Raw genomic sequence first — 18242 nt, 5'->3', positions numbered from 1 at the left:
CGTATTCTAGATTGCTAGCATGCCAGCAAGCGATAAGACACAGTTCAACGTGTATCTGCCTCCCGACCTGATCCGCGCCGTCAAGCACCGCGCGATCGACGACAACCTGAGCCTCTCGGCGCTGGTCGAGCGGGCGCTACGTGACTACCTCGACCACAACCTCGACCAAGGAGCGACCCGATGAGCCTGACCGTGCAACCGATCCGCTTCACCGACAACCTCGACGAGATGACCCGTCTGCTGGTCGCTCTCGGGTTGTCGGTCAGCATCACCAGCGATCAGGGCGGGTGGGTCGTGCTCGCCGGCCGCACTGGCACTGTCGGACTGCACAGCGCCGCGCAGTCCGCCTCCGGCGCGAAGCAGGGCCAGAGCAGCCTGTCGTTCGAGACGGACGCACTCGAGGAACTCGCCCGACAGTTGACCGCAACAGGCTTCGGTAACGCCGATCACCCCGACGAATCCATGGTGTATGACGAGGCCTACGGCCGCGCGATCACCATCACCGTGGGCGACGACGAGCTGACCATCAACGGCCGGTCCGACGATCTCTACGGCTACTCGAGCACGGGAGTCCAGCCGGGCGTCGGTGACCTGCGAGTCACGCCGATCCGGTTCGTCGACGACCAGACCGCCGACCGGCGCCTGCTGGAGTCACTCGGCTTCTCGGTCGTCGGCGAAGCTGACCCGGCCTTCACCCAGCTGACACTCCCCGATCCGGGCGGCGTCGTCGGGCTGCACCACATCTACACCGACGAACTCCCAGTTGTGCCAGGCCCTTTCGCCATACAGCTCACGTTTGAGACCTCCGCTCCGTTGCCGGATATCGTGCAGCGCGCGCGGGCGGCCGGTGCCGCGGCGAAGCTGAACGAGTCCGAGTTCGGCGACTTCGTGACGATCACGGACGCCGATGGCCAGGAGATCCAGGTACACGCGACGTCGGCGTGACGGCTTCCGCTGGAGCGCCCTTGTCGTGGTTGCGATCGCCGGTCGACCGATCCGGGTCATCGGGATCCGCCCGGTCACGAAGGTCGGCAACACCGCTACTGAGCGTGACGTCCTCGCACTGGTAACCGAGAGCGCCATACAGGCTCAGTGCAGCGGTGTTGGCGGCGCCGGTCGAGAGCCGGATCCGCCGAAGCCCTCGCGCCGAAGCCCATAGCTCTGCCGCTCGCACGAGTTGCCTTCCTACGCCTTGCCTTTCGAGGTCGGGACGAATCACGAGCTCGCCGATGTAGGCGTCTCGCTCCCCGGTCCAGTGAGTGTCTTCAGTGACCGCGACGAAGCCGACGACATCCGCGCCCTCAGCCGCGACGTAGATCATCAGCTCCTCGCCGACCTTGTCGATGTCGCCGGAGACCCACGAACGCACGGCTCGCAGCACCAGCTCCGGCGCGCGCCACGAAGCAACGCCGACAGTCAGCCGATCGGCGAGCTCGAGGACCGCACCACGATCTCGCGCCTGCATGGGGCGTATGTCGATCACCCATCGAGCCTGCCAGATCGGCGCCCTTTGATAGATGGCCGATTTCCGCGGCGGAAAGGCGTTGTCGGTGCTCGATGATTGACTGTACGCATGATCGAAGAATGCGAGACGACCACCTCAGCGGCTGCCGGCGGCAGCGGCTGGGAGACGTCGGCGTCCGATCTGGCAATGTCCGCAGCGCACGACGAATTGGCTGCGATCAGCGCTCAGCTCAACGACGGTCACGCTCAGCTCGTGGCGCTGATGCGTCGGGTGCTTGCCGAGGAGTTGTGGTGCGGGGTGGGCTTCAAGTCTCCGGAGCACTGGCTGACGGCATACGCCGGGCTGACCTGGTCATCTGCACACGACATCGTGTGCATCGCCCAGCGCTCGGCCGACCTGCCGACCATGCAGGCACTCCTCGACGACGGCAGGCTCACGCTCGGCCAGGCCGCAGTCGTCGCCAAATACACGCCGGCGGCGTATGACGAAGAGGTGGCGGAGTTCGCGTCATACACGACCGTGACACAACTGCGAAGAGCGTTGTGCCGCTACAACTTTCACGGCGACGACGCAGACGCAGACAGCTCAGACGCGGATAACTCGACCACGGAGAGCGCCGCCGAGGCGGATGCCGAGAGCGTCGTCCTGCCCGACGACGAAGCTGACGACGAGGAGCTGGTGGACGCCGCGTCGGATGCCGCCCAAGCCCGCGCTCCGGGCGAATTCGACCCGGCGACGGCCCCTCCCACCCTCGAAATGCGTTACGTCGACGGCCGATTCAGGCTGCTGTATGACGCCCCGGCTGACATCGGAGCGCTGGTCGAGCAGGCACTCTTGGAGGCCAAGGACACCCTCTTCCGCCTCCACACACGGACGATGAGCAACCCTCGCCCCGCCGGGTCACGCCCCGGCGCCGGGGCATGCGGCGACAACCCCGCCGACGCAACCAGATCCCACAAGGGCGCCAGCTTCGGCGAAGCGCTCAGCCTGATGGCGCAGCGTTCACTCGACGACGGCGCACCGCTCGGTCACTCGCGTGCCAGCCGCTACCGCGTCTACCTGCATCTCGACACGATGGGCAGCGGCTGGCTCAACAAGAGCTCCGCCCTCCCGCCGGCTCTGCGCGAACGCGTCCTCTGCGACGGCGTCATTCAGCCGATCTGGGAGACGGAAGGCAAACCCGTCAACGTCGGCCGCGCGCAACGCATCGTCCCCGCCCGCACCCGGCGGTTGCTTGAGGATCGAGATCGCGGATGTCGCTTCCCCGGCTGCCTGGCGATGCATCATCTGGAGTGCCATCACCTCGACCACTGGATCGACGGCGGCCGCACCGATGCCGACCGGCTGATCATGCTCTGCCCGTTCCATCACGACGAGCATCACCGAGGTGTGTTCGTCATGGTCGGCGACCCGAGCAGACCCGACGGCGTCGTCTTCACGGCACGCGACGGGACGCGGCTGAGACCAGAGTTCCTCCCCTACCAGCCGACCGTCGCCGACTGCGCCCCGGCGCCTGGCCGGCCGCCATACGCCGGCCCGACCAACGAGACGCTGCACCTCGCGCTCGTGCAGTTCGACGGGCGACGACGATCCGAGCCGGAGAGTCCCGACGACTGACGGGATCGCCAAGAGATTCGACGCCACCACCGACTTCCGCGGAGCACGACACCGATCGGTGGGTTACACAGACCGTCTACAGCAGTTGCGCGAGCGAATAGATGAGCAGGCCGACGAGTCCACCGACCACCGTGCCGTTGATCCGGATGAACTGCAGGTCCCGACCGACGTGCAGCTCGATCCGCTTCGACGCCTCGTCGCCGTCCCACCTTTCGATGGTCTGCGAGATGACCGTCGAGATCTCGTGCCCGTATGTCGTCACGATGTGCCCGGAGACTTCGCCGAGGCGCCGGTCGAGGAGGCACGCAGGTTGTCGTCGGTGACGATCCGCCCGCCCAGATCGGTGAGGGCGCGCACGAGTCGCTCGCGCAGGTCGCTCTCCGGGTCCTCCAACGACTCGACGATCACCCGTTTGACCGACTGCCACATGCCGACGAGCGACTCGCCGACCGACGGATGGGACAGCACGCGCACCTTGAGTTGCTCGGCGCGCTCCATCGTGGCGGGGTCGTTCTGCAGGTTGTCGGCCAGCTTGGCCAGTAGGTCGTCAACCGCGACACGCACCTGATGATCGGGGGTGTCCCGTATGTCGGCCAGCCACCGGACCAGCTCGACGTGCAGGCGCGCGCCCACCGTGTCGTCGAGCCAACGCGGCGACCACCAGGGCGCCCGGCTACCGATGAGCGCGACCACCGTCGTCTCGTTGTCGCGCACCCAGTCGTGCAGTTCGCGGACCACCAGGTCGACGACCTGACGGTGCGAGTCGTCTCGGACGATGCCCTCGAGCAGGCTCCCGAGCAGGGTGAGACCTGCTCCCGGGCGAGTCGGGGCAACAACACGCGACCGAGGAAGTCGCCCACCTCGGCGTCACTGATCGAGCCGATGCCCTTCGCGAGCGCGGGCGCCGACTCGGTCACGACCCGGCGGGCATTCGCCGGTTCGGCGAGCCAGCGGCCGACTCTCATCGGCACTTGTGCGGTCGCCAGTCGTTGCTGGACGTTCTCGGCGGTGAGGAAGTTGTCGGTGACGAAGTCCTCGAGGCTGCGCCCGATGCTGTCCTTGCGTTCGGGAATGATCGCCGTGTGCGGCACCTTCAGCCCGAGCGGATGCCGGAAGAGCGCGGTGACCGCGAACCAGTCCGCGACGGCACCGACCATCGCCGCTTCGGATGCGGCGTTCACGTAGCCCCACACACCGTGGTGCCCATGAGTCACGACGAAGATGATCGCCGCGATGACGAGCAACGACGACGCGACCAGCCGCATCTTGCGCAGCCGGCGGCCGCGTTCGAGGTCGGCCGGGCTGAGCTCGGGAGAAGTCGTCAGTTGGTCCACGCGACCGGCGCGTCCGTGGTCTTGTTGTCGAACGTGCCGGGACGGTAGAGCAGCGTGTACTTCTTGTAGTCCTGGCCCGCGGGCACTTCGTAGATGAGCGTCCCGCTGTAGGTGGTGGTCGTCTTGTTGACGTCGCCGTCGTCAAACTGTTCCTGCTTCGGGACGGCCTGGCTCAGGGAGGCGTAGTTGCAGAGGTTCTTCTGGGTGTCACGCAGGGCGAAGTAGATGCCTGCGATGCTGCTCTGGTCACCGGACTTGTACTTAACGGTCACCTTGATCAGCAGGCTGACTTGACCCTTCGGCGGCCCGAAGATGTCGTTCTCACCCGATGGTTTCTTCACCTTCGGAAGCTCCGGGGTGATCGTCACGGTGCCGCCATACTTCTGGGTCAGCTCGAGCGGCTTGCCCCACGTGGCCTTCTTGGTGCTCGGTGCAAGGACGCCCGGCGTCAGGAAGGTGTTGGTTTCGTTGCAGACCTTGGCAGGGTCGCCGGTGGCGCCCGACGACGACGGTGCCGCAGACACCGTCGGCACTCCGGTGTCGGTGGGCACCGGCTGGTCGGTGCTCTGGTCGGTCGCCGGTGCGGTCGGCACGCCCGAGTCGGTCGCTGCGGCATTGTTCGCCGACGTCGGCGGCGCCTGCACTGTCGGTGCGCTGTCATTGCAGGCTGCCAGCGCGCCGGCCATCAACATGGCCGGCACCGCTCCGAACGCAACCTTGCGGAATGCGGTGGTCGTCATAGTCCCCTTGAACCTCTCTGAGTGATGCTCCCTGCCCCGCGCCGACACGCAGGGGTGGAGTCAGGCTACGCGAACGGTCCAGACCTCCGGTTTTCCGGATCCGCCTTCGTCCTTGACGAATTCCCGGTTGCCTTCGCCGACCGGGATCCCTTGATGAGTCGCTGCCTGGGTGATCGCTGTCGCGATGCGATCCCACACGGCGGCGCCCTGCGGGAAGCCCATCTCCCAGGTCATCGCCTCGATCCCGATGACGGTGCGGTCCGGCATCAGTTGCGCTCGAGCTCGCGGATAGGACCCGTCGATCTGTATGACGATCGCGCCCGCCTCGGAATGCACGTCGGTCACCCGGTCGTCGGACGACGCGACATGGGCGATGAGTTCACCTGCGCGGGTGGGATCGGCGCCGAGGGTCAGCGTGCGGCCCATCATCGACAAGTGCTTGGTCGCCGGGCCGGCGGCGAGCGCCCGGCCGAAATTTCCCTCGATCGCGCGATCACGCACTTGTTGATGGGTGTTCGACACCTTGCCCTTGACGAAGTACCAGATGAAGGAACCGATGATGATGACCAGCACCACCAGGAAGAGTTTGGCGATCACGGCCCCCAGTATGCCCGTGGGCCGCACGGAGCGGGCGCGCAGAGCGGGCGCGCAGAGCGGGCACCCAGAGCGGGCGCTCGGAACGGGCACCCAGAGCGGGCGCTCGGAACGGGCACCCAGAGCGGGCGCTCAGCGAGCGAAGGCCGCCTGTCGCGGATAGGACACCACGCGAACCAGTTCCGCGAGCGTGTCCAGTGAGCCGGCCAACCGGGCAGCGGGCACGTTGAGTCGCAACGGCACGCACAACAGGCGAGTACCGATGCTGCGCACCACGACCTCAGGGGCCGGCGCCTGGTCGGCGTGGGCGTAGATCAACAGGCCCGCCTCGAGGCCGAGCGCGGAGGAGTAGGCCAGCAGCGGATAGAAGTCCGAGCCGTCGCGGCGGTCGGCGGCCAAGTGGTAGGCGACGTTGCCGACGAGCACCGGTCGCTGGTCACGCCGCAGCAGCAGGTCCGGGGTGAAGTGCCACTGCTCCTGGACGTCGAGTGCGTACTGCGGACGTTCCTCCACCGAGATGTCCGGCCAGAGTCGATTGCTCAGCTCGACGGTGATCCAGCGGCGGAAGAGATCATCCATGTCGACCATGAACGCGTGCGCCGTCTGCGAACCCTCCAGGTGGCGGATCGTGATGCCGTCCAACGCTTTTCGCGCCAGATCGAGCGCAGGCGCGTAGTGCTCGTTCAGCCGGGTGATCGGCACCTCACCGTGGTGCTGGTCGGGAGTGGTCACCTCCACGCCCTCGAAACGCTGGATCAGTCGCAGCCCGTCGCGGCGTACCAGCGGCGGCAGGTCGGGCCAGGTCAACACCTGGCGCACGGCACACAGCAGCAGGCGGTTCTCGGCGATGTCCGGGGTGAATTCGTCATACCGGCATGGCGGTGCCGCAGCTGCCCACGGCCGGGTCGCGAGCTGGTCGACGAGCAGCCGACCGCGGATCGTGCTGGTGTCCTCCTCGAGGGTGACGTAACCGTGCAGGAGGCCGCGGCGAGTCGCGGTGTCGATCGCGCGCAGCAAGAACGCCGCCACTCCGTCGACGAGCTCGCTGTCGGCGGCCCAGCCGACCGCGTCGCTCCCCCACGCGTCCGAGGGCAACCCTGCGGAGAACATCGTGAAGAGGTTCTCCATCGGCGCGCGAGGTTGGACGCGAATGGTGCAGCCGGGGACCGCGAGCGCGCCGACCCAGGAGCCGGTGCGCAGGATCACCCGCTCCGGGTCGGCCGTCGCAACGACGGTGATCTTGTCGCTGGCGGCCTCCAGCAACGCCGTGCGAGCGGCCGCCGCGAGTCGCATCGGCGCACTCTCGCCGTGCTCGCGGAGTATGACGTCGTTCATGCGGATGGGGCGTTCGTCGCGGCGGGCGGCGGCTCCTCACCAGCAGCGGCACGCGCTCCGGGGCCGTGACGCTCCACCACGCTCTGCCAGGTGAAGGTCTTCAGCACGTCCTCGCGCCCGTAGAACTGGTCCTCGATGAACGGATAGATGCTGTAGGTCCAAATCCGTTGCAGCGCAGCGTCACTCAGCCCTTCGGCCATGAAGTGGCTGTGTCCGATCTGCAGGTGCGGCCCGCGCAGCGCACGCCGCAGCTCGTCGTTGACGCGGTCGACGATCCCCGCCACCCACACCGGGCCGTTGTGCGCCTGCAGCCAGCGCCGCAGCAAGCCCTCCATCGGACCCTCGTGCGGCATGAACGGCACGAAGTGGAAGCGCCGCCGCAGTGCTGCGTCGACCAGGGCGATCGACCGGTCGGCGGTGTTCATCGTGCCGATGAAGTAGAGGTTGGGTGGCAGCTCGAAGCCCTCGTCCGGCCGGTATGACGTCATGACCGACTGCGAGCGGTATTCCAGCAGATAGAGCAGCTCGCCGAAGACCCGTGGCAGGTTGGCGCGGTTGATCTCGTCGATGAGCATGATGTGCGGCGTGGTCGGGTCGGCCTCGGCGGCCTCGGCGAGCATCGCCAGCGGTCCCCTGCGCAGCTCGTAGACCATCTGACCGTCGGCGTCCAGGCGCGGGCGGAAGCCCTCGAAGAAGTCCTCGTATGACGTCGACGGGTGGAACTGCACGACCTGTCGCTTGGTCGAGTCCGGCTGCAGTGCGGCAGCCAGTCGCTGTGCGAGGTAGGTCTTGCCGGTGCCGGGCGGTCCGTAGAAGATCAGCTGCTTCTTGTCCTCAAGCAGCCCGTGGATCTCGCGCAGGAAATCCTCGTCGACCAGCAGCTCGGCTGCGGCCTCGGCGATCAGGTCGCGTTCGGGGTCGGCAACCGACTCGCTCTTGTGCAGCATCCAGAGCGCGAATTGCACCTGGCCCCAAGGGTCCCCGGGCAACAACGGCTCGAGCCGGGCGCGCAACCGGTCGTTGATGACGACATGCAGTCGGGCACGGTTCGGGGAGTCGATCTTCGGCAACTGAACGCCGACGGCGCGCGCGACGGCGATCTTGCCGTCCGCCCCGCCGAGCGAGTGGATCGGCAGATAGCGGCCGGGATGGGCGACCGCCATCAGCTTCATCACCACTGCTTCACCGAGGCCCGGGGCCGGCATACCGTCGCCGAGGATGTGCTCTATGCGGGCGACGTCGTCGCCGTCGCCCCAGAGCAATTCCTTCAGCGCTCGGGCGAACGCGTCCAAACCGGCGGCGTCCATCGTGGACAGGCTCGCCTGCAGCACCGAGTGCGTGCCCGGGTGACCGTAGGCGCGACCGCTGAGCAACCGGCGGAACGCCGCCATGTCGAAGGCGTCCAGGCCGGTCGGCTCCAGCGCCTGCGCGAGGGCGCGGCGCTGCTCCTGGTGCCAATTGTCGCGATCGCCGGGGTAGGGACGCTCGGCGATGAATCGCTCCAGCTGAGCGAGCAGGTCCAGGTCGACCGGCCCGGTCGGCGTCGGCTCCTTGCCGGACATGACTTCCACCAGCGGGGCCAGCCGTCGGACGGTGTCGACGATCTCGTCGGCGAAGTCGGCGCGGCCCAGCGACTCCGGGTGCGGCCACCAGCGGCCGACATACACCTCACCGCCGGGGTATTCGCGTTCCACCGGCTCCACCCGGTCGGGGCTGCTGGTGGTGCGCAGGTGGAAGAAGCGCATCCCTTCCGGCAGGTGCTCCTGGACGACGCCGCCGATCTCCTCGTGGCGCGCGCCCGATCCCGGGCCGTCCCAGCCGGAGTGCAGGCCGACCGCCACACCGGACCGGGTGAGCCACAGGCGGAAGCCCGGCGCACCGGTGCCGCCGGGCAGTGCCCAGGTCGCGTGGGCGTCGACCCGGTATGGCGCGTCCTTGGACTGGCCGGTCCGTGTCTGCAGGTTGGTCTCCTGCAGACGCAGGCCGGTGGCCTGCCGCAGCGGATTGTGCAACGACCGCACGGTGAGCGTGGCGACGCCCCGCAACTGCAGCGCGAGCCCGGCGGCGCGAGCATCCGCGTCGGCGGACGCGTAGCCGAGACCCGGCTTGTAACCCGCGATCAGGTCGGCGGCCTCCTCGCAGATGTCCGGCAGGGAGCTGCCCAGGCCGAAGAAGGTCTGCTTGCTGCCGAGGTAGCCGACCAGTCGCTCGGCCAGGCCCGGATTGTCGGGCTCGAAATTGCGGCAGAGGTCGGCGAAGGCCAGGTAGCGCTCTGAGTGACTCAGGTGCCGACCCATCCAGCCCAGCGTCTGGAACGGCTCGGAGCCACCCGGCCACAGCGTCGGCCAGTCGGTGCTCGCATCGGTCGACCAGAAGATCGACAGCACGGTCGGCACGCGCGAGGCGTCCAGCTTGTTCTCGGTGTATTCCTCCAGTGCCCGGATGCGCGTCGCCGCTTCCTCGTCGTCGCGGGGTGTCTGGGTCGTCTCGACCAGCAGGTCGGCCAGGTCGCGCTCGTAACCGCCTGCGGTGCCACGCAACTGACCGAGCCAGGTGGGCAGGCTCGAGGCGTGCTGTGCGAACGGGCCGGGACGACGGGACCAGACGGCGAAGCCTTCGACGAACGCATGCAAGTCGCGCCCGACGGCCAGCGTCCGGATCAGCTCGCGCGCCTCCGCGACGCGCTCCTCGCGCAGCGAATCCACCTGGTGCCACAGGATTTGCGCCGCCGGGTCGTTGTTGGCGGCCACCTTGATCAGCTCGTAGGTCACCTTCCAGCGCCGCAGGTCGCGCTGCCTGCCTGGGCTAAGGGAGACCGAGCGCTGCGCGCGCTTGACCTCGAAGCCAAGACCGGCCAGGTGGGTGCTGACTTCGTCGGCATCCGGCAAGGACACAGGCGTCAACGGCCCGAAATCCGCACGCGCGAACCCGTGCGCCGCGGCTGCGACGGCGGGTGCGTCATACACGATGCCGTCGAAGTGCATGACGTGCTCGATATCGGGTTCGAACCCGTATGCCGAGAGAAAGGACTCGCGTCCTTGGGACTGCCATTCCTGGAGTGCTGCGAGCACATCTTCACGGGTGATGTCGGCGAGGGCCACTGTGGTTGAAGCTCCGAAATCGTGGAAGGTGGGGAGAAAGGGGACCGAGCGTCCAGATTACGGGATGGCCGGTCTCGGACGGCGGGCAATGCTGAACCGGCCCGGAGAACCCTCCGAGTTTGGCACCATGGGGGCCGTGTCCTCCCAGCCACTCCCCTCCGACGTCAACTTCACCGGCGCCTTCACCCCCGATCCCGACACGGCGATCGGGCGACTCGTGCTCCGCATCTGCATCGGAACGGACAGTCGCGAGGAGCTGGAGGACCGGCTGCGCTGGGAGATGATCGGTGACGGACCACTGCGCGATGCCGACATCACCCAGGAGTCGGTCCCTGAGCTCGTCGACTGGCTCATCCAGGATCACAACACTCAGGTGCCCTTTCCCAGCCAGACGGCGCTCGGACTGATCACGGCGCTGGAGGAGCTCACCGCCGACGGCATCGTCTTCGGCTTCGGCGAGGGCAGTGATGTCATGCAGTCGCTCTCCGCGGTCTCGAATGCCGCGAACGCCCTTGCCCAAGAAGGACTCTCAATCGACGGCTACTGCTTCAGCACCAGCGCGGACGTCGAGCGGATGATCTTCGAGCAGCAGCTCTTCGTCGCATTCGGGGTCTTCCACGAGTCCGGCGAAGGCGCAGTCCGGATCGGCGAGCGGATCGCCGAGGCATTCACTCGCCATGACCTCGACGTGGACTGGAACGGCACCGAGGAGCAGCGCATCCAGGTCATCGGCAGCTATGCCGTGCCCTACATCGATCTGCCTGACGAGGACGCCTAGTCTCGGTCGTATGGACGTTGAACCGATCAACATCGAACGAGCCATGGCGCAGGTCGACCTCGAGCAGCTTCGCTCCCGCGGATCGGTCAAGTGGTCGGCCACGAATGACTCCCAGCTGGGCGCGTTCATCGCCGAGTCGGACCTGCCGCTCGCGCCGAGCATCCAACAAGCCCTCGCCGACGCCATCGGGCGAGGCCTGACCGGTTACCTGCCCACACCCGTCGCACGGGACACAGCTGCCGCATGTGCCACGTTCCAGCGGCGGCGGTTCGGCTGGACGCTCGACCCGGCATACATCGAGCTGCTGCCGGATGTGCTCGGCGCTTTCGCATTCACGCTCGGCCAGCTGGTCGCGCCGGGGACCCCGGTGGTGTTGCCGACGCCGGCATACATGCCGTTCCTGGAGTTGCCCGGAGCCGTCGGCCACGAGCTGCGCACTCTGCCGATGGACCTGGTCGACGGCCGGTTCGTGATCGACCCGCAGCGACTGGCCGCAGCGCTGGATGGCGGTGGGTTGCTGGTGCTGATCAACCCGCACAACCCAACCGGTCAGGTCGCGACGCGCGAGGAGCTCCTTGCGATCGCCGATGTAGTCGAACGCACCGGGTCGACGGTCTTCGCGGACGAAATCCACTCTCCCTGGTCTATTCGGGCGGCCAGCATGTCCCCTACGCGTCGCTGGACGAACGCACCGCCGCGCACACCGTGACCGCGGTGTCGGCGTCCAAGGGCTGGAACCTGCCCGGACTGGCGTGCGCGCAGCTGATCATGACCTCAGCCGAGCACCGGCGTCGCTGGTCGGCGTCGCCCTTCGTCGTCCGGCACGGCACCTCACCGCTGGGTGCGGTGGCCGCAACGGCGGCATACGGCATGGACGGCGTGGCGCACCTGGACGCACTCGTCGACTATCAGCAACGTGGGCGTGACCTGTTCGCGGCGCGTATGGCGGGGGCCCCCGCGATCGGCTACGCGGCGCCCGCTGCGACATACATTCACTGGCTGGACCTGCGGGACACCCGCGTCGATCCCGGGCAGGTCGCGGAGCGGACCGGGGTGATCGGGACCAACGGATCGGCTTGCGGCACAGCGGGATTCCTGCGCCTGACGCTGGCGACGTCGCACGCGGTGATAGGCGACGTCGCCGATCGCTTAGTGGATCTCGTTGACTGACTCGGACGGAGGGAGTCGGGGTCCCCGCGAAGTATTCGGAGGAGCGAAGCGGGGGAGAAACTTCGTGGGGTGACGTTAGCCGCCGATCACACGTAGCTGGATCGTCTCGGGCATTTCCTGCAAATCGGTGATCGCCGCGTCCGGCAACTGTGCGACGTCGGTGACGACGTAGCCGTTCTCGCCGCGGGTGTTGAGCAGCTGGCCCTCGATGTTGACGCCGTGGTCGGCCAGGATGCTGTTGACCTTGGCCAGCACGCCGGGGGTGTTGCGGTGCAGGTGGGTGATGCGCCGGCCGCCCGGACGCTCCTCCATCGTCAGCGACGGCAGGTTGACGCTCAGCGTCGTGGTGCCCCGGTCGATGTAGTCGCGCAACTTGCTCGCGACGAAACGGCCGATGTCCTCCTGCGCCTCCTCGGTCGAGCCACCGACGTGGGGCGTGAGGATGACGTTCGGGATGCCCTGCAGCGGCGAGCTGAATGCCTCGCCACGCTTCTTCGGCTCGGTCGGGAAGACATCGACGGCGGCGCCGGCGATGTGACCGGACACGAGGTTCTCGCGCAGTGCGTCGTAGTCGACGACGAACCCCCGGGAGAGGTTGAGGAAGAGCGAACGCTCGCGCATCCTGGCGAACTGCTCGGCGCCGAAGAATCCGGCGTTCCCGGAGCGACCGTCAACGTGCAGGGTGATGACCTCGGCGGTGTCGAGCAACTCATCCAACGTGTCGCACCGGTGCGCGTTGCCCATCGCCAGCTTGTCGTCGGTGTCGTAGAAGAAGACCTGGAGACCGAGCATCTCGGCGACGACCGACAACTGGGAGCCGATGTTGCCGTAGCCGACGATGCCGAGCTTGCGGCCGCGGATCTCGTGCGACCCCTTCGAGTTCTTGTCCCAGACGCCATCGTGCAGCGAGCTGTTCTTCTCGGTGAGTCGGCGGGCCATTGCGATGATCTCGGCGATCGCCAACTCCACCACGCTGCGCGTGTTGGAGAACGGCGCGTTGAACGTCGCGATGCCGCGTGCGGCCGCGTCGTCCAGCGCAATCTGATTGGTGCCGATGCAGAACGCCCCGATCGCGGTCAGCCCGGACGACTTCTCGAGCACGGCCGGCGTGATCTCGGTCTTGGACCGGATCCCGACCAGGTCGACGCCCTGCAGGGCCTCGATCAGCTCGGGCTCGTCGAGGGCCCCGGTCCGGGTCTCGACCTCGAATCCTGCTTCGCGCAGGATCGACTCGGCAAACGGGTGGATGCTTTCCAGGAGCAGCGCCTTCACAGGGCGCAGTCTCCCATCGTGGCCCCACCGACCTCACGGCACGTCCGGCATTCGGGCGCCGCATTCGTATGGCGGACGGCTTGGCACCGCTGCCGACCGGATGCCGGAGCAGTTCCAGTGCCGTCTCAGCAGCCCGGAATCCCTTGCAGCACAAAGCCTGCGGCCCGCAACTTCGGCAAGGCGTCCCGCAGGGTCGCGACCGTCTCGGATCGGTCTCCCCCACCGGTGTGCATCAAGACGGTGGAACCGGCGCGGGCGGTGAGTAACTCGTGCTCGATCGCGGCGACACCGGGGCGTGCCCAGTCGCGGGTGTCGACGTTCCACAGCTCGACTCGCTGTCCCCGAGCCCGGATGAGTGCGTCGACCCGGTGGGTCGTGGCGCCATACGGCGGACGGACGCAGCGCGCTCTGCCCTGCACCCGATCCGTGCGGTCCAGCTGGCTGGTGATGGCGGCGTCGGTCAGGGCGGGCAGCGACGGGTGGGCCCAGGTGTGGTTGCCGACCTGCGAGCCCTGCGAGCGGATCCGGCTGACCAGGCCAGTGCGTCCGACGACGTTCTCACCGATGTCGAAGAAGGTCGCTGTCGCATCGTTGTCGGTCAGCACCCGCAGGATCTGCGGGGTCCAGACCGGATCGGGACCGTCGTCGAAGGTCAGGAAGATCACCTTCGAGCCGGGCGCTGGACTCGGTGCGGGAGGGGCGACGGGCTGCGGCGCGGGCACGGGTCCCGTCGTCAGTGCCGACGGCGAGGTGGCGGCGCTGTGCGCTGATCGAGCCGGCGAAGGGGTGCGTCGGATCGACACCTTCGTGGCCGCCGACTTCGCGGGCAACACCTGCGCTGCAGGCCGCACGGTGGGACTGCCGTGCAACGTCGTGGTCGCGACCGCCGCCGCGATGATGGTGGCTGCGGCCGCGAAGCCGGTGAACACCGTGCGCATGATGAGACTCCCCGAGTACGTCTGTCCGCGCCGCAGTTGCGGCATGGATGTGCCCGGGAGGACGCCGGCGAGGGCCTGCTGGTTGGTGCCGTGACCGAACTGTTGTAAAACCACGAAAACGCTTGGCCCGGTGGCGAGTTCAGTCACCATCGGGCCAAGCGTGTTTCGGGCAGGCTCGTTGCTTACGCGGTTTGGGTGCAGGTGCGTTCAGCTGCAGCCGCTGGTCGAGCCGCAACCCTCGCAGACGTAGCAGGAGCCGGCCGGGCGCATCTTCGTCCCGCAGGTCATGCACATCGGTGCGTCGGCGGCCTTGCCCTGGAATCGCTCCATCAGCTCGGCCGACGAGTGGATCTCACCGGACACCGCTCGTGTGTCGGCAGCTCCCGAACCGGACCGCACGTCCGGCTCCACCGCAGCACTGGATACCGCTGCATCCGACTCGGCGGGGGCATCCTCCTCGCGTCGGGTCGTGGCACCGACCGATTGTGAGTAGGACTCCAACTCGTCGGCGACGTCATCGTCCGCAGTCTCGGCCGGCGTGTAGGAACCGGTCTCCAACTGACGAGCGCGCTCCTCAGCGGTGTGGATGCCCATGAAGGACCGGGTCTCGAAGTCGAGGTGATCCAGTGCCAGCCGACGGAAGACGTAGTCCATGATCGACTGCGCCATCCGGACGTCCGGGTCGTCGGTCATGCCGGCCGGGTCGAACCGCAGGTTGGTGAACTTCTCGACATACGTCTCGAGCGGCACGCCGTACTGCAGGCCGACCGAGATGGCGATCGAGAAGGCGTCCATCATGCCGGCGAGCGTGGAGCCCTGCTTGCCCAGCTTGAGGAAGAGCTCGCCCAGCTTGCCGTCCTCGTAGGTGCCCGCGGTCAGGTAACCCTCTGCGCCGGCGACAGCGAACGAGGTGGTCTCGCTCTTGCGACGCTTGGGCAGCCGGCGACGGATCGGGCGGTACTCGATGACCTTTTCAGGCTCGACCTTTTCGGACTTCGCGGACTTCCGGCCGTCGGAGAGCGGCTGACCGACCTTGCAGTTGTCGCGGTAGACGGCCAGTGCCTTCAGGCCGAGCTTCCAGCCCTCGAGGTGCACCTCCGCGATCTCCTCGATGGTGGCGTCCTCGGGCAGGTTGACCGTCTTGGAGATCGCACCGGACAGGAACGGCTGCGTCGCAGCCATCATCCGGACGTGGCCCATCGGCGCGATCGCGCGCTCGCCCATCGCGCAGTCGAAGACGTCGTAGTGCTCCGGCTTCAGACCCGGTGCGTCGATCACGTGACCGTGCTCGGCGATGTGCTCGACGATCGCTTCGATCTGCTCGTCCTGGTAGCCGAGCTTCTTCAGCGCCCGCGGGATCGTCTGGTTGACGATCTGCATCGAGCCGCCACCCACCAGCTTCTTGAACTTGACCAGCGAGAAGTCCGGCTCGATGCCGGTGGTGTCGCAGTCCATCATGAAGCCGATCGTGCCGGTCGGCGCCAGCACCGAGGCCTGCGCGTTGCGGTAGCCGTTCTCGGCACCGACCTCGACGACGTCGGCCCAGGCCTTTGTCGCGTAACGGTGCACCTCGGAGTCCATCGCATCCAGCGTCCGGACCGCGTCGTTGGCGGCCTGGTGCTTGCGCATGACGCGCTGGTGCGCCTCGGCGTTGCGGGCGTAGCCCTTGTATGGGCCGACGATGCCGGCCAGCTCCGCGGACCGCTTGTAGGAGGCGCCGGTGAGCAGCGAGGTGATCGCCGCGGCCAGTGCACGCCCGCCCTCGGAGTCGTAGCCGTGGCCGGTCGCCATCAGCAGCGCTCCGAGGTTGGCGTAACCGATGCCCAGCTGCCGGTAGTCGCGCGTCGTCTGTCCGATCGCTTCGGTCGGGAAGTCCGCGAAGCAGATCGAGATGTCCATCGCGGTGATGACCAGCTCAGCCACCTTCTGGAAGGTGGCGGCGTCGAACGTGTCGTCCTCGCGCAGGAACTTCAGCAGATTGAGGCTGGCCAGGTTGCAGGAGCTGTTGTCCAGCGACATGTACTCCGAGCACGGGTTGGACGCGGTGATCCGGCCGCTCTCGGGGTTCGTGTGCCAGGCGTTGATCGTGTCGTCGTACTGCAGGCCCGGATCGGCGCACTCCCAGGCAGCCTGGTTGATCTTGTCGAACAGCGTGCGGGCGTCGATCTCCTCGATGACTTCACCGGAGTGGCGTGCGCGCAGGCCGAACGAGCTGCCGTCCTCGACGGCCCGCATGAACTCGTCGGTGACTCGCACCGAGTTGTTGGCGTTCTGATATTGGACGGACGTGATGTCCTTGCCGCCCAGGTCCATGTCGAAGCCGGCGTCGCGCAATGCGCGGATCTTGTTCTCTTCCTTCGCCTTGGTCTCGACGAACTCCACGATGTCCGGGTGGTCGACGTCGAGCACGACCATCTTGGCTGCGCGGCGGGTCGCTCCACCGGACTTGATGGTGCCGGCCGATGCGTCGGCGCCGCGCATGAACGACACCGGGCCCGAGGCCGTGCCGCCGGACGACAGGAGCTCCTTGGACGAGCGGATCCGGGAGAGGTTCAGGCCGGCGCCGGAGCCGCCCTTGAAGATGAAGCCCTCTTCTTTGTACCAGTTGAGGATCGAGTCCATCGAGTCGTCGACCGACAGGATGAAGCAGGCCGAAACCTGTTGCGGCGACTTGGTGCCCACGTTGAACCACACCGGCGAGTTGAAGCTGAACACCTGGTGCAGCAGCGACCAGGTCAGCTCGTGCTCGAAGATCTCGGCGTCCTGATCAGCGGCGAAGTAGCCGTGCTCCTTGCCAGCACGCACGTAGGTGAGGACGACCCGGTCGATGAGCTGTTTGAGGCTGTTCTCACGCTCAGGGGTATCGACGGCTCCACGGAAGTATTTGGTGGTGACGATCGTGGAGGCGTTCAGCGACCAGCTGTCGGGGAACTCCACCCCGCGCTGCTCGAAGATCGTCTCGCCCGTCTTCCAGTTCTGCTGGACGACGTCGCGACGCTCCCAAGTGACCTCGTCATAGGGGTGCACGCCGGGAGTGGTGAAAATTCGCTCGACGGTCAACCCCTTGCCTGCGCGGTTACCGCGCTTTGCCTTGGGGCCGGCGTCTGCTGTGTCGGTCATGTCCAACTTCCTTTCCACCTCAGGTGGTCAACTGTGCTGCGAGATGTGTTCTGTGACGGTGTACGAAATGCGGTGGGACTACTCAGTCGTCGGCGGGTTGACGGTCCGGCTCGACGCCGGTCGCCGGCCGCTCGGCACGCAGCAGGGCGATGGCCGACTCGAAGTCCTCGAGATCGTCGAAGGCCTGGTAGACGGACGCGAAGCGGAGGTAGGCAACTTCGTCGAGGCTGCGCAGCGGCCCCAGGATCGCCAGGCCCACGTCGTGCGCATCGATCTCCGCCGCGCCCTGGGCCCGGATCGACTCCTCGACCTCTTGGGCGAGCAGCGCCAAGTGATCCTCACTGACCGGCCGGCCCTGGCAAGCCTTGCGCACTCCGAGCAGCACCTTCTGCCGGCTGAACGGCTCGCTGGCGCCGGATCGTTTGACGACCGTGAGGCTCGCGGTCTCCATGGTTGAGAACCGCTTGCCGCAGTTGGGGCACTGCCTGCGTCGCTTGATGCAGGTGCCGTCTTCACTCGTGCGGCTGTCGACAACGCGACTGTCGTCGTGACGGCAGAACGGGCAATGCATCAGACGACTCCTCTCCGCTGGACCCGGCACCCGCCCCGTCACCAGAACGACGCCGACTGTGGACGAAGTTGTGGGTAAGTGGTGGACGACCTGGGGATGACTGGGCTCTGCTTGTGGACTAGATGTGGATAAATCTCATCCGTGTAACTACTAGATATAGGGATGTTAGGCCGATCCCACCACAATCGCAAGAGCCGTCGACGTCAC

The 18242-nt window shown here is 67.1% G+C and carries 15 protein-coding genes and 1 pseudogene; 6 read left to right on the top strand and 10 right to left on the bottom strand.

Translation table 11 applies throughout. The annotated features are described in order from the left end of the window. The first annotated feature begins 19 nt into the window (after window positions 1–19). Together ACFQDH_RS12820 and ACFQDH_RS12815 are read left to right on the top strand one after the other, a co-directional pair. Window positions 20–184: a ribbon-helix-helix domain-containing protein gene (locus tag ACFQDH_RS12820; RefSeq protein ID WP_382401860.1), complete on the top strand. Its 165-nt coding sequence runs from the start codon at window positions 20–22 to the stop codon at window positions 182–184. After that, entirely contained in the window at window positions 181–945 is a 765-nt protein-coding gene (locus ACFQDH_RS12815; RefSeq protein ID WP_382401858.1) for a hypothetical protein, read from the top strand. The genes ACFQDH_RS12820 and ACFQDH_RS12815 overlap by 4 nt, the downstream gene beginning before the upstream one ends. Here ACFQDH_RS12815 and ACFQDH_RS12810 read toward each other — a convergent pair. Continuing rightward, a complete protein-coding gene (locus ACFQDH_RS12810) occupies window positions 896–1483 on the bottom strand; it encodes a GNAT family N-acetyltransferase (RefSeq protein ID WP_382401856.1) in 588 nt (195 codons plus the stop codon). The genes ACFQDH_RS12815 and ACFQDH_RS12810 overlap by 50 nt on opposite strands. 90 nt (window positions 1484–1573) lie before the next feature. Here ACFQDH_RS12810 and ACFQDH_RS12805 point away from each other — a divergent pair, with 90 nt between their 5' ends. Further along, window positions 1574–3082 (top strand): HNH endonuclease signature motif containing protein, encoded by a 1509-nt coding sequence (locus tag ACFQDH_RS12805; protein WP_382401854.1) that lies wholly within the window; start codon window positions 1574–1576, stop codon window positions 3080–3082. Between the two features lie 76 nt (window positions 3083–3158). Here ACFQDH_RS12805 and ACFQDH_RS12800 read toward each other — a convergent pair. The 5 genes and pseudogenes from ACFQDH_RS12800 to ACFQDH_RS12780 form a co-directional block, all read right to left on the bottom strand. Next, window positions 3159–4239, bottom strand: a pseudogene (locus tag ACFQDH_RS12800) (DUF445 domain-containing protein). A gap of 164 nt (window positions 4240–4403) precedes the next feature. Beyond that, window positions 4404–5156: a DUF4352 domain-containing protein gene (locus ACFQDH_RS12795; RefSeq protein ID WP_382401852.1), complete on the bottom strand. Its 753-nt coding sequence runs from the start codon at window positions 5154–5156 to the stop codon at window positions 4404–4406. A gap of 60 nt (window positions 5157–5216) precedes the next feature. Then, complete coding sequence (locus ACFQDH_RS12790) at window positions 5217–5753, bottom strand: hypothetical protein (protein ID WP_382401850.1); 537 nt, start codon at window positions 5751–5753, stop codon at window positions 5217–5219. 129 nt (window positions 5754–5882) lie between these two features. Beyond that, a complete protein-coding gene (locus ACFQDH_RS12785; RefSeq protein WP_382401848.1) occupies window positions 5883–7085 on the bottom strand; it encodes an McrC family protein in 1203 nt (400 codons plus the stop codon). Then, window positions 7082–10186, bottom strand: a complete 3105-nt coding sequence (locus ACFQDH_RS12780) for an McrB family protein (protein WP_382401846.1) — start codon at window positions 10184–10186, stop codon at window positions 7082–7084. The genes ACFQDH_RS12785 and ACFQDH_RS12780 overlap by 4 nt, the downstream gene beginning before the upstream one ends. A gap of 136 nt (window positions 10187–10322) precedes the next feature. Here ACFQDH_RS12780 and ACFQDH_RS12775 point away from each other — a divergent pair, with 136 nt between their 5' ends. From ACFQDH_RS12775 to ACFQDH_RS12765, 3 genes are read left to right on the top strand one after another with little or no spacing between them, the layout of a single operon-like run. Continuing rightward, on the top strand, window positions 10323–10964 hold the full coding sequence (locus ACFQDH_RS12775; protein ID WP_382401844.1) for a DUF6891 domain-containing protein: 642 nt from the start codon (window positions 10323–10325) through the stop codon (window positions 10962–10964). 10 nt (window positions 10965–10974) lie between these two features. Continuing rightward, a complete protein-coding gene (locus ACFQDH_RS12770; RefSeq protein WP_382401842.1) occupies window positions 10975–11673 on the top strand; it encodes an aminotransferase class I/II-fold pyridoxal phosphate-dependent enzyme in 699 nt (232 codons plus the stop codon). A gap of 5 nt (window positions 11674–11678) precedes the next feature. Then, window positions 11679–12134 carry an aminotransferase class I/II-fold pyridoxal phosphate-dependent enzyme gene (locus ACFQDH_RS12765; protein WP_382401840.1) on the top strand — a complete coding sequence of 152 codons (456 nt, stop codon included), beginning with the start codon at window positions 11679–11681 and terminating at the stop codon, window positions 12132–12134. A gap of 75 nt (window positions 12135–12209) precedes the next feature. Here ACFQDH_RS12765 and serA read toward each other — a convergent pair whose 3' ends face one another. The 4 genes from serA to nrdR all read right to left on the bottom strand — a co-directional run bounded on the left by serA (window position 12210) and on the right by nrdR (window position 18035). Beyond that, a complete protein-coding gene (gene serA, locus ACFQDH_RS12760; RefSeq protein WP_382401838.1) occupies window positions 12210–13406 on the bottom strand; it encodes a phosphoglycerate dehydrogenase in 1197 nt (398 codons plus the stop codon). A 125-nt stretch (window positions 13407–13531) separates the two neighbouring features. Beyond that, the gene (locus ACFQDH_RS12755; protein ID WP_382401836.1) at window positions 13532–14494 is read right to left on the bottom strand and encodes a polysaccharide deacetylase family protein; all 963 of its coding nucleotides are present in this window, start codon (window positions 14492–14494) and stop codon (window positions 13532–13534) included. A 57-nt stretch (window positions 14495–14551) separates the two neighbouring features. Further along, the gene (locus ACFQDH_RS12750) at window positions 14552–17464 is read right to left on the bottom strand and encodes a vitamin B12-dependent ribonucleotide reductase (RefSeq protein ID WP_382401834.1); all 2913 of its coding nucleotides are present in this window, start codon (window positions 17462–17464) and stop codon (window positions 14552–14554) included. 82 nt (window positions 17465–17546) lie between these two features. After that, a complete protein-coding gene (gene nrdR, locus ACFQDH_RS12745; RefSeq protein ID WP_382401832.1) occupies window positions 17547–18035 on the bottom strand; it encodes a transcriptional regulator NrdR in 489 nt (162 codons plus the stop codon). Window positions 18036–18242: the final 207 nt, after the last annotated feature.

Origin of the sequence: Flexivirga alba, assembly GCF_042661025.1 — a bacterium.
Taxonomy (GTDB): domain Bacteria; phylum Actinomycetota; class Actinomycetes; order Actinomycetales; family Dermatophilaceae; genus Flexivirga; species Flexivirga alba.
Note: the sequence above shows the minus strand (reverse complement) of the source record. Positions and strands in the feature narration are given on the sequence as shown.